This is a genomic window from Blautia sp. MSK.20.85 (genome assembly GCF_013317245.1).
GTDB lineage: Bacteria > Bacillota > Clostridia > Lachnospirales > Lachnospiraceae > Blautia_A.
Genome location: NZ_JAAIUN010000025.1, coordinates 42,793 through 53,963, shown reverse-complemented (window position 1 = coordinate 53,963; position 11,171 = coordinate 42,793). Strand labels below are relative to the sequence as shown.

At 44.8% G+C, this 11,171-nt stretch carries 9 protein-coding genes and 7 tRNA genes; 15 read left to right on the top strand and 1 reads right to left on the bottom strand.

Annotated features, from left to right (window positions below; translation table 11 throughout):
- The first annotated feature begins 114 nt into the window (after window positions 1-114).
- The 12 genes from G5B12_RS12810 to G5B12_RS12755 all read left to right on the top strand — a co-directional run bounded on the left by G5B12_RS12810 (window position 115) and on the right by G5B12_RS12755 (window position 5,900).
- Window positions 115-188 (top strand) — tRNA-Asp (locus G5B12_RS12810).
- A 29-nt stretch (window positions 189-217) separates the two neighbouring features.
- Window positions 218-290 (top strand) — tRNA-Val (locus G5B12_RS12805).
- Between the two features lie 8 nt (window positions 291-298).
- Window positions 299-380, top strand: a tRNA-Tyr gene (locus tag G5B12_RS12800).
- 7 nt (window positions 381-387) lie between these two features.
- A tRNA-Thr gene (locus G5B12_RS12795) sits at window positions 388-460 on the top strand.
- 15 nt (window positions 461-475) lie between these two features.
- Window positions 476-549: transfer RNA gene (locus tag G5B12_RS12790), tRNA-Met, on the top strand.
- Between the two features lie 5 nt (window positions 550-554).
- A tRNA-Phe gene (locus G5B12_RS12785) sits at window positions 555-627 on the top strand.
- A gap of 133 nt (window positions 628-760) precedes the next feature.
- A tRNA-Lys gene (locus tag G5B12_RS12780) sits at window positions 761-833 on the top strand.
- A 228-nt stretch (window positions 834-1,061) separates the two neighbouring features.
- A complete protein-coding gene (locus G5B12_RS12775) occupies window positions 1,062-1,877 on the top strand; it encodes a methyltetrahydrofolate cobalamin methyltransferase (RefSeq protein WP_118063306.1) in 816 nt (271 codons plus the stop codon).
- 147 nt (window positions 1,878-2,024) lie between these two features.
- Window positions 2,025-2,657 (top strand): corrinoid protein, encoded by a 633-nt coding sequence (locus G5B12_RS12770; RefSeq protein ID WP_021976028.1) that lies wholly within the window; start codon window positions 2,025-2,027, stop codon window positions 2,655-2,657.
- 165 nt (window positions 2,658-2,822) lie between these two features.
- Window positions 2,823-4,583 carry an ASKHA domain-containing protein gene (locus G5B12_RS12765; RefSeq protein WP_334297801.1) on the top strand — a complete coding sequence of 587 codons (1,761 nt, stop codon included), beginning with the start codon at window positions 2,823-2,825 and terminating at the stop codon, window positions 4,581-4,583.
- A 49-nt stretch (window positions 4,584-4,632) separates the two neighbouring features.
- On the top strand, window positions 4,633-5,169 hold the full coding sequence (locus tag G5B12_RS12760; protein ID WP_021976026.1) for a DUF2284 domain-containing protein: 537 nt from the start codon (window positions 4,633-4,635) through the stop codon (window positions 5,167-5,169).
- 224 nt (window positions 5,170-5,393) lie between these two features.
- Complete coding sequence (locus G5B12_RS12755) at window positions 5,394-5,900, top strand: hypothetical protein (protein WP_148707925.1); 507 nt, start codon at window positions 5,394-5,396, stop codon at window positions 5,898-5,900.
- Between the two features lie 16 nt (window positions 5,901-5,916).
- Here G5B12_RS12755 and G5B12_RS12750 read toward each other — a convergent pair whose 3' ends face one another.
- Window positions 5,917-7,104: a metallophosphoesterase gene (locus tag G5B12_RS12750; protein ID WP_174088445.1), complete on the bottom strand. Its 1,188-nt coding sequence runs from the start codon at window positions 7,102-7,104 to the stop codon at window positions 5,917-5,919.
- A gap of 340 nt (window positions 7,105-7,444) precedes the next feature.
- On the opposite strand from G5B12_RS12750, the gene G5B12_RS12745 reads away from it, so the two are divergent.
- From G5B12_RS12745 to G5B12_RS12735, 3 genes are all read left to right on the top strand, one after another.
- A complete protein-coding gene (locus tag G5B12_RS12745; protein WP_174088444.1) occupies window positions 7,445-8,275 on the top strand; it encodes a SpoIID/LytB domain-containing protein in 831 nt (276 codons plus the stop codon).
- A gap of 217 nt (window positions 8,276-8,492) precedes the next feature.
- On the top strand, window positions 8,493-9,479 hold the full coding sequence (locus G5B12_RS12740) for a M23 family metallopeptidase (protein ID WP_021978138.1): 987 nt from the start codon (window positions 8,493-8,495) through the stop codon (window positions 9,477-9,479).
- Window positions 9,480-9,814: 335 nt separating this feature from the next.
- Entirely contained in the window at window positions 9,815-10,795 is a 981-nt protein-coding gene (locus tag G5B12_RS12735; protein WP_118071738.1) for a LacI family DNA-binding transcriptional regulator, read from the top strand.
- Window positions 10,796-11,171: the final 376 nt, after the last annotated feature.

Genomic DNA, 11,171 nt, shown 5'->3' with positions numbered 1-11,171 from the left:
TGTTACTAATCGGGTGAGGGCTTGACCAAGAAACGCAGGTTAAGAATTGATTCAAAGAGTTTGATTAACGATCAACAGGCATGTATGTAGTTTTTAAGGTACAAACCTTAAAATGGCCCAGTGGCTCAGTTGGTTAGAGCGCCGCCCTGTCACGGCGGAGGTCGAGAGTTCGAGTCTCTTCTGGGTCGTTACAGCTTAGCTGTAATGAATTAAATATGGGATCTTAGCTCAGCTGGGAGAGCATCTGCCTTACAAGCAGAGGGTCATAGGTTCGAGCCCTATAGGTCCCATAGATTATGGATGGATTCCCGAGTGGCCAAAGGGGGCAGACTGTAAATCTGTTGGCACCGCCTTCGAAGGTTCGAATCCTTCTCCATCCACTTAAATGCCGATGTGGCTCAATTGGCAGAGCAGCTGATTTGTAATCAGCAGGTTATCGGTTCGAGTCCGATCATCGGCTTTTAACATTTAATAACGCGGGGTGGAGCAGTCTGGAAGCTCGTCGGGCTCATAACCCGAAGGTCATAGGTTCAAATCCTGTCCCCGCTACTTATGCCCAGATAGCTCAGTTGGTAGAGCAGAGGACTGAAAATCCTCGTGTCGCTGGTTCGATTCCGGCTCTGGGCATGTTTTAATGCTAGGTTCTTCGAACGGCTGGTTAGAAAAAGCCTGAGCATGTTTTAATGCTAGGTCTTGCGAACGGCTGGTTAGAAAAAGCCTGAGCATGTTTTAATGCTAAACCAAGCATACAATTTAATATGGGGTATTAGCTCAGTCGGTAGAGCACTTGACTTTTAATCAAGTTGTCCGGGGTTCGAATCCCCGATGCCTCACTACTTTTTAAGAGCACTGTCAAAATGACAGTGCTTTTTTCGTATCAAAAATACATCACGGCTATCCTACACATTGTATGAAAAGAAGCGTGAAAACTCCACGCTATAGAGTATGTAGATTGTAAAAAGTATCTGCTACAATAAAGACAGTTAGAAAACTACAGCATGTTTCGGGGGATTCATGGACTGTACGTTTTGTCGGAAAGAAAACTTCAGGAGGTGTAGCAAATGATTATTATTGGCGAAAAGATCAATGGTTCGATTCCTTCCGTGGCAGAAGCAATCGCCAACAGAGACGCTGAATTTATCAAGGATCGTGCAAGAAAACAGGCAGAAGCGAATGCAACGTTTATTGACTGTTGTGCATCTGTTCCGGAAGAACAGGAAGTTGAAACTCTGAAATGGATGATCGACTGTATCCAGGAAGTAACAGATCTTCCAATTTCTGTAGACAGCCCCAGTGCAGATGTTCTGGCGCAGGCGTATAAATTCTGTAAAAGACCGGGACTTTTTAATTCTGTATCTGGTGAGGGAGATAAGATTGATAAGATCTTTCCAATTATGGCGCAGGAGGAAAATAAGGACTGGCAGGTTATTGCACTGTTAAGTGATGACAGTGGAATTCCGAAGAACGCAGCGGACAGACTTCGTGTATTCGATAAGATCATGGCAAAAGCCAAAGAGTACGGAATTTCGCCATCCAGGATCCACATTGACCCGCTGGTAGAGATGCTTTGTACATCTGAGAATGGAATTGAGACAAATATTGAAGTTATTTCTACTGTTCGTGAAAAATATCCTTCTATTCATATCACAGCGGCGATCAGTAATATTTCATTCAATCTTCCGGTTCGTAAGCTGATCAATCTTGGCTTTGTGGTACTGGCTATGAACGCCGGACTGGACAGTGGAATCCTTGATCCTACAAACAGAGATATGCTTGGACTGATCTATGCGACAGAAGCTCTTCTTGGAGAAGATGACTACTGTATGGAATATATCGGGGCATACAGAGAAGGTCTTATCGGACCAGTAAAAAAATAAAAAATGAACTTAAGGCAGTTTTGTCAGATTGCGGAGTCTGTCAGAAAATGCCTGAGGAACATACCGAAAATACAGTCAGGTACGGAAACAGACTGTATTTGGAAAAAAGACAAATGAGTGCAAATTAATTTCAGGAGGTAAAATCTTATGAGTAAAATGGATGAAGTTTTTGATCTGGTAGTGAGAGGAAAATCCAAACTGATCGCAGCAGCAGTACAGGAAGCCCTGGATGAGGGAAATGCAGCACCAGATGTTCTTGACAATATGATCAAGGCAATGGGCGTTGTTGGTGAGAAATTCAAAAATAATGAGATCTTTGTTCCGGAGATGCTGGTAGCAGCGAGAGCTATGAAAAAAGGTGTAGATGTTCTGAAACCACATCTTGCAGGTGGAAGCGCTGGTGTAGCAGGAAAGATGATCATTGGAACTGTAGCAGGAGATCTTCATGATATCGGTAAAAACCTGGTTGCAATGATGATTGAAAGTGCCGGCTTTGAGGTAATTGATCTTGGTGTTGATGTTCCGGTAGAGAAATTTATTGAAGCAGTTCGTGAGAATCCGGATGTTAAAGTAGTAGGTGTTTCCGCACTTCTGACAACAACCATGCCGGCTATGAAAGAAACCGTTGAAGCTCTTAATAAAGAAGATTTCCGTAAAGATATCAAGATCATGGTTGGTGGAGCTCCGATCACTCCGGAATTTGCAGAAGAGATCGGTGCAGATGCTTATACAGCAGATGCAGCTTCCGCAGCGCAGGTTGCAAAATCACTTGCCGCATAAAGTAAACAGGCAAAAAAGCGGGTATTTGCAATCCGCTTGCTTAAGGAGAAACTTGTTTGGGCAGGAATCTCCGGTATAATAGCAGATTAAGATCCGCAGAAACTAGAAAGATACGATAGTTTCTGCGGATTTTTTTCTAAGACTGTATTTGTAAGATGACAGGGGGTGGCAGATTTGAATACATACAGGGTGTTTTTTATAAAAGAAAAAACAGAAGTCACGGTGAAGGAAGGAACTACGGTACTGGAGGCTGAGCGAATCGCAGGTTTATCCCCGGATGCACCATGTGGAGGAGCCGGAAAATGTGGAAAATGCATGGTAAAAATAAACGGAGCTGTGGAAAAAGCTTGTCAGACAAAGATAACTACAGATATTGAAGTAGAAGCGATTGAGAAAAAATCTGAACACAGAATCCTTGTAAAGGGAACAGAGAGAGCCGTGACTTTTTCACCGGAACTGGAAATTCTGGATATTGAAATCCCGCCATGTACAGTGGGGGAAAACAGTTCAGACTGGACAAGGCTTTGCGAGGCGATAAACAGCCGCCGGAAGAAAGACATCATTTTTCAGCCAAAACTGGAAATACTGCCTGCAATCAGCCGACTGATAAAAGAGAAAAATGGAAAAGCGAGAGCGATTATCAGCGGAGATCAGATCCTGGAGCTGAAAGAACAGGACGACAGACCGGTACTGATGGCAGCTTTTGATATTGGGACAACAACGGTGGCAGGATATCTTCTGGATGGAAAAACAGGAGAGCAGCTGGCAACAGCAAGTGCATTAAATACACAGACAGAATATGGCGCAGATGTGATCATGAGAGCAAATTATTCGCTGGAGCACGGTACAGAAGAACTTTCCACATGTATCCGGGAGCTTTTAAGAAAATTGATCGGTGCACTTTGTGAAGCGGCGAAAAAATCTCCGGAGGATATTTATCAGGTCAGTGTTGTGGGAAATACCTGCATGCATCATCTTTTCCTGGGAATTGTACCGGATTCTCTGGTTCATGCACCGTATAATCCGGCCATCAGTCAGGGGCTGATGTTTCCGGCAGAAAAATTCCATCTTGGTATTCACCCGGGAGGACAGTTGGTAGCTTTACCTGTTATTGCAGGTTTTGTGGGGGCAGATACTGTAGCATGTCTTCTGGCTGTGAATCTTGAAGAAGAGAAAAAGATGACGCTGATGATCGACATTGGAACAAACGGAGAAATTGTTCTTGGAAATGAGAAACGCCGTATTGCATGTTCTACTGCGGCAGGGCCGGCTTTTGAGGGAGCTAAGATTGCCTGTGGAATGCGGGGCGCAGATGGAGCGATCGAACATGCACATCTGGTGGATGGAAAACTGGAATGTAAGGTAATCGGCGGAGGCAGACCAACGGGAATCTGCGGTTCCGGTCTGATCGATATCATAGCATGTCTTCTGGATGCGGGGGTGATCGATGAAAGCGGAAAGCTGCTGGAAAATCCGCGGGTGGTTCAGATCGATGAAAACACAAAGAAAGCATATCTTCTGGCTGATCCGTTGGAATCCGGGGATGGAAAACCGGTATATTTAAGCCAGAAAGATATTCGGGAAGTACAGCTGGCGAAAGGGGCCATTGCTGCAGGAATTGCTCTTCTGGCAGAACAGATGGGGATTACTCTGGAACAGGTGGAGCAGGTTTATATAGCAGGAGCTTTTGGAAATTATATGGACCCGGCGGGAGCATGCAGGATCGGAATGCTTCCCGGGGTTCTGAAGGATCGGATCATTCCGGTTGGAAATGCGGCCGGTGAAGGCGCAAAGCTTGCACTTCTGAATAAAGAAGAACTGAAACGGGCAGAGCGGCTTGCACGTCATACGGAATTTCTGGAGCTTGCGGCATTACCTGAATTCCAGGATCAGTTTGTAGATGAACTGGAATTTCCTGAGATATAAAATCCACCAGAACTGAAACTGAATCGAAAAGCATGGGGAGGAAAACATTATGGAGCTGGAAGAATTAAAAAATATTGGAAACAGCATAGGATTTTTTAAAGTAGAAGAACTGAATATAGATAAGATTAAACTTCTTCCGGAGGTGCGCCAGATGTGCAGCACGGATAAATGCCATATGTACGGACGCAACTGGAGTTGCCCGCCTGCCTGTGGAACACTGGAAGAATGTGCGGCAGATATTTCCGGTTATAAAAAAGGAATCATTGTACAGACAAAAGGGGAACTGGAAGATGAATTTGACGGAGAGGGAATGATGGAGACGGAAGCACTTCATAAAGAACATTTTGTAAAGATGCATGACCAGCTGAAAAAATTTTTCCCCAAACTTCTTTCCCTTGGGGCCGGATGTTGCACCAGATGTGCGAAATGCAGCTATCCGGATGCCCCCTGCCGTTTTCCGGAGAAACGTTTTTCATCAATGGAAGCATATGGAATGCTGGTAACACAGGTCTGTCAGGACAGCGGGATTGAATATTATTACGGACCTGGAACAATCACTTATACCAGCTGCTTTTTCCTGGAATAAAAGTCTTTATGAGGAGAAAGTCCCAACCGGCCAGCAGTTCTGTCATATGCAGAAAAAATTTCCGGTTCTATTTCTGCGAAAGCTTTACATAGGATTTTGGTAGCTGTATAGCTGTGGGAAACGCGCATTCCCGGTTCTGTACATTGCAGGAATCTGCGGTGGATGGAATGAAATCAGTGATCAGAAACCTGAGAACAAAGTCTTTTTTGGAAAGGCGGGATTTTATGGTATATGAAAGGCTGGGAATTAAAAAAGTATGGGATGGAAAGAAAGAATACTGTTCTGAGAAAAATCCGGAGAAAAAAGAAGGAAAATCAGGCAGATATACGGAAATATTGCAGATTTTTCATATGACGGTAATGATCCTGGGAATCTTTATGGAAAAAATCTCCCGTGTACAGGCTATGGGAGGAAAACGGGCAGGGATCTTTGCAGCGTATGCAGCAGCTGGCAAAGGAAGCTGGATATGCAGAAACAAAGTGCGTTATATCGTGAATAAGAACGGAAGCGGACATGCAGTGGCGGCAGTTGCAGGCGGAAATAATGGGATGGGAAGAAGGGCCGGAGAATCAGGATTTTACCCCAGACAGGCTAGATCTCCCGGAAAACGAACTGCAGGAAATAAATACCGGGACAGGCGGCTGCTTATAGACTTCCCGGAAATATCAACAGTCCCGGAGGTTCAAAAAAGAAATGGCTGTTATGCGTATCGGGGTTGCGAAAAGCAATAAACAGTAGATGGAGATTTTATAAAAAATGCACCGTGATCGAGCAGATCTCGCTATTTGTGGCAGTACGCATATTCGGGCCCCATATGCCTGCGCCGGAGGTAACGATGTTGTGCATGGTTCCTTTTTTCAGGTAACCGCAGGAATTTTCCCAGACCAGGCCGGTGATGATGTTCAGAGGGAACAGCTGGCCGTCATGAGTATGACCACAGAGATCAAGGTCTGCGCCTGCGGCTGCCACTTCATTCAACTGACCAGGCTGATGATCTATAAAAATAATGGGGAGTGTTTTGTCAAGGGAGGCTGTAAGCTGGTCAGGTTCCTTCCGTGTGTCGGACATTTTGCGGCAGCGGGACGGATCTTTGCGGCCTGTCAGATAGAACCGGTCATCAATGAGAAGCGTTTCATCATTGAGTAGCCGGATATTGGCGGATTTCAGAAAATCCCACATTCTGGGATCGTCATAATCTTCTTTCGCATTACGGAAAGTAAAACCGGCCAGAATCGGTTCGCTGAGATCATGGTTGCCCCAGCAGGCATAAACTCCGTATCTGGATTTCAGCGAACGAAGAATGGCCGCCGTTTTTTGGGGATCTTTGATCCCCTCATATTCGTTGTCAAAAATATCACCGGCAATGCAGATCAGATCCGGATCTTCGGCGTTGATCTTTTTTACAAGAAGTTCGGCATGTTTTTCCCCGATGCTGTATCCGAAATGAATATCTGCAAGCAGGACGATTTTCAGAGAATCCATTCCCTTCACCTGCTTGTCTACTTTCACATCATAAGTTTTTGTCTTAATATTCCACTGGTTTAAAATTCCATAGAGACTGATACCAATGATCAGAAGTGTACAGACTACGCCCGTGATCACGAAGGCTTTCCGGGAGTACAGCCAGGCCGGGTGAAGCGTGTGCTTCAGGATCAGTCTGCAGAGATCAGTAGTTACGATCACGATCAGGATGTAAAGAAACGTTCCCTGAAAATAATTGGCTGTATTTTTCAGGAAACGATGGATTTCAGGCGGCTTCCGGATAAGAAAACAGGTCAGAAGAGAAGTGGACAGAAAAATATAAACACCCACAAAACATACCCGTAACGCAAAGGTCTGGAAAAAATGGGTGCAGGCACCCATCCACAGGATCATCCAGCGGACGATATAAATATTGATGAGGATATATAGTGGTGCGAGAAAGATGGCAAGCATGATATGAGATACCTCCATAAAAAATTTCAGTTAAATATTTTATCCGCCTGATCAGAGAATTTAACCAAATCAAGTAAGTCCCCTGCGGGGTTGCGAAAAGCAATAAGCAGTGGGTGGGGACTTGCTTGTATCAGGAAGAGCGTAAGCTCCTCCTGATAAACTGCGGAGCAGTTATTTGGTGTAGAGCTACGTAGCGAAGCGGATTGCGAATATTCGCTTGAATGGATGGTGAGTAAGGTCTGATCACTGCAGATCCCCTTCGAATTGATATAGTATACAGCAAATAATAATTTTTTGCAAAAGAACATATATTAGGAAAAAGAACGCTTATGGTGTTTTTATGAAAAAATATGCGCTTCTTCGATATTGTCTGGTGTTTCTGGCAATTGTTCTTCCTTATTTTATGGCAGCGGCTTTTCACGGGACGGAGATGGTCCTGGCAGAGAGGAAGCCTGATATGGAAGAATATCTTCCCATCCTTGTTTTTTCACAGATTTCCCCGGATATGAAAAAAGAAACCATAAAAGCGCAGACTGTGATCGCACGGTCGAATATTCAGAGGTGGCTCGAGGAGGGAAAAAATCTTGCGGAGATCCTCTGGGAAAACGAAAATGCAGGAGAAGTCTGGAGATATTTTTTTACAGAAAAAAATCAAATCTATCAGCAGTCAGCGAAAGAGACGGGAGGGCAGGTACTGACATATGAGGGAAAAGTAAAGCTGACACCCTGGCATAAGATCAGCGCGGGGAAAACACGCAGCGGAGCGGAGGCTTTTCATGATGAGGCGTATACATATCTGAAATCAGCAGATAGCAGCGGGGACAAAAAATCTCCGGATTATATGAAAGTTGTGGAAATTCCGGCGGGTCAGTTTTCCGGAGAGCTGAAGATCAAAAAGCGGGATAGTGCCGGTTATGTGACGGAGCTTATGGTTGGGAAAACTCTGGTGGAAGGAGAAAGTTTTGCGGCGGGAATGGGGCTGGAATCGGCGAATTTCAGCTTGCAGAAAAAGAACGATACTTATTATCTGCGGGTGCGTGGCATCGGCCACGGTGTTGGTTTTTCTCAGTTCGGCGGAAATGAGATGGCGAAAAACGGAAGCAATGCGGAGGAGATCCTGAAAAAATATTTTCCGGATATGGAATTAAGAGTTGAGAATCCGGAGAATTAAAGGAAGTCGAGAGGATATTCCTGATTCGATTAAGCAGCAAAAGAAATGTATTATTATGAAAGAAAAATATTCAGAAAGTGAATAGACAGCCATATTCTGGACACTCTATAGATACAGAAATAGTGACTGGAAACGGTAGCAGAGTGAAATGAAGATATCCGCTTTACTGCTTTTTCCGTTGCTGAAAATGAACATATCAGACAGAGGTGGAAAGAATATGAAAAGTAAAATCGTGAGAGGCATTATCAACGGCGGAGTTTTGGCAGCAGTGGCTGCACTTGGAATTACCGTTTATCAGCTGGGGACAAAACCTATTGTAGAAAATTCCCAGGAGGAAAATTCTGTACAGATGGAAGAAGAACTTTCGGATGGGGAAAACGCAGAGGACGCGGCAGTTACCGGAAATGGCTGGGAAGATGTGGCGCAGGATGAGATGACCGATGGAGCAGCCGGAGATGAAACAGGTCTGTCAGGTGCTTCGGAAAATGGGGCAGATGCAGACGGTGTAACCGGAAGTATCCGTGAGACTGCAGGAAGCGGTGCAGCTGAAAATGAGGGAACAGCAGGAACAGACGGTAATACAATGGCAGATGTAAATAATGGGAGTGGTGCAGAGAATAAGAGTGTATCTGCGGCAGCAGGGGCAGAAAGTGCTGGCAATAGTACTGCTGGAATCGGAAATGCAGCAGATAACGCCAACGCCGGAAATGCAGCAAATAACGGAGCAGAGACTTCCTCCGCAGATACAGCCGAAACTTCCGCGGCCGGAATTGCGGCGCAGACCTTGAATTTTACAGAGGATTCCATTATGGAGTGGCCGGTGAGAGGAACGGTTCTTGTGGATTACAACATGAATGAAACCGTATATTATCCGACGTTGGATCAGTATCGGGTCAGCCCGGCTATTTCTCTGCAGGCAGTGGAAGATGCACCAGTGTATGCGGCGGCAGATGGTCAGGTGCTTTCCATTACACAGGATGCCTGCACAGGAACGACTGTGACCATGGAGCTTGGAAATGGCTATCAGGCGGTGTACGGACAGCTGAAGGATCTTACAGTGGCAGAAGGTGACACGGTAAAAGAAGGCGAAGTGATCGGAAATATCAGTGCACCGACCAAATATTATTCTGTGGAAGGCCCGAACCTTTATTTCGCAATGAGAAAAGATGGCACGCCGGTGGATCCGTTTGAGTATCTGGAGTGATGTGGCACGCCTGAGCAACAGGTAAACTGAAACGGCAGGAAGCTGAGACGGCAGAAAAACTGAAACAGCAGATATGATCGATCGGGAATGATCGCTGAAACGGATACAGTAGAATATCCTTTTTAGAGAAATTGGTTATAGCGGAAAACGTTGCAGATGAAAGTAAAACATGCGGGATGCGAGTCACTGGCATCCCGTATACAACAGAATAACTGCGAAACAATAGAAAAGCATCTTTTTTACCGGAAAGAAAACGTGTATAATCTATCTATAAATATCTGTAAAACGACGGAAAATGACAGACTTAACAGGACAGAAGAAGAGGTACATAGGTCATGAATATTAATGAAATAGCCAGACTTGCCGGAGTTTCCAGAGCTACGGTATCCAGATATCTGAACAACGGATATGTAAGCAGTGAAAAAAAAGAAGTCATCCGCAAGGTGATCCAGGAGACCGGATATCAGCCATCCTCCCAGGCACAGACATTGCGGACAAAAAAAACGAGTCTCATCGGTGTTATTCTTCCAAAGATCAATTCCGATACCATAAGCCGTGAGGTGGCGGGGATCAGTGACATTCTCACACGGAGAGGTTACCAGCTGATCCTCGCCAATACCAACAACGATGTGGAAGAAGAGCTGAAATATCTTTCTCTGTTTAAAGAACGCCAGGTGGACGGAGTGGTTTTTATTGCCACCATGTTTACCAGAAAGCATAAACAGATGCTGAAGGATTATAAGGTGCCGATCGTGCTTCTGGGACAGCATCTGGATGGATATCCCTGCATTTATCAGGATGATTATAAGGCAGCTTTTATGGTGACAGAGAAGCTTGCAAAGAAAGGAAAAAAGTTCGCTTACATTGGTGTCACAGATAAAGACGAGGCAGTTGGTGCACGCCGTAAAAAAGGTTTTATGGATGCGCTTCATAAGGGAAAGCTTGAGATCCTTCCGGAGAAGATGAAAACAGGAAGCTTCACCATGGATTCCGGCTATGAGATGGCGAAGGAACTTTTTGAGGAGGATCCATCCATTGATTCTCTGGTATGTGCCACAGATACCATGGCAGTTGGTGCCATGACTTATCTGAAGGAGATCGGACTTCGAATTCCCGATGATGTGCAGATCGCAGGGATCGGTGACGGTGTTCCGGGTAAGATCGTGGAACCGAAGCTTACCACGGTACATTTTTATTATAAGACCAGTGGAATGGAGGCGGCAGCCATGCTGGCGGATCTTATTGAGAACGATACCGGAATCAGCAAGGAAATCAAAATGGGATGTGAACTTGTGGAACGGGAATCTCACAGGTAGCAGAGAATATTCCCGCAGACAGAGGATAAAAATTATAAGTTATTGCGGAACAGGGGCAGATCTTTTGGAAGAAAAAGACCTGCTCTTTTTTGGCGGGTTTATGTGTTATGGCTGGGCAAGCACAGAAAAAGACCAGATTTTTTTGAGATGTCCTGACCGGCTTGTTTGTCTTGCGTATGTTCTTATGGAATATGTACAATTTTGACCGGAGAAATTTGTGAGATGTTGCGGATTTACAAATGAGAAGGCAGTGGTTATAATACAATCAAGATGTGAGAACGATTCCATATTAGAACACATAAAAAACATGAAAAACAAGCAAAGAAATGACTGAAAAACTTATAAATACCAAGGCATTAGGAAAAACAGACATTTT

What these genes read in the sequence shown, in the direction of transcription:
- G5B12_RS12750 (WP_174088445.1), bottom strand. Translation starts at nt 7,104, where the DNA reads ATGCTTGCCATCTTTCTCGCACCACTATATATCCTCATCAATATTTAT.
- G5B12_RS12745 (WP_174088444.1), top strand. Translation starts at nt 7,445, where the DNA reads ATGAAAAAATATGCGCTTCTTCGATATTGTCTGGTGTTTCTGGCAATT.
- G5B12_RS12760 (WP_021976026.1), top strand. Translation starts at nt 4,633, where the DNA reads ATGGAGCTGGAAGAATTAAAAAATATTGGAAACAGCATAGGATTTTTT.
- G5B12_RS12775 (WP_118063306.1), top strand. Translation starts at nt 1,062, where the DNA reads ATGATTATTATTGGCGAAAAGATCAATGGTTCGATTCCTTCCGTGGCA.
- G5B12_RS12740 (WP_021978138.1), top strand. Translation starts at nt 8,493, where the DNA reads ATGAAAAGTAAAATCGTGAGAGGCATTATCAACGGCGGAGTTTTGGCA.
- G5B12_RS12770 (WP_021976028.1), top strand. Translation starts at nt 2,025, where the DNA reads ATGAGTAAAATGGATGAAGTTTTTGATCTGGTAGTGAGAGGAAAATCC.
- G5B12_RS12735 (WP_118071738.1), top strand. Translation starts at nt 9,815, where the DNA reads ATGAATATTAATGAAATAGCCAGACTTGCCGGAGTTTCCAGAGCTACG.
- G5B12_RS12755 (WP_148707925.1), top strand. Translation starts at nt 5,394, where the DNA reads ATGGTATATGAAAGGCTGGGAATTAAAAAAGTATGGGATGGAAAGAAA.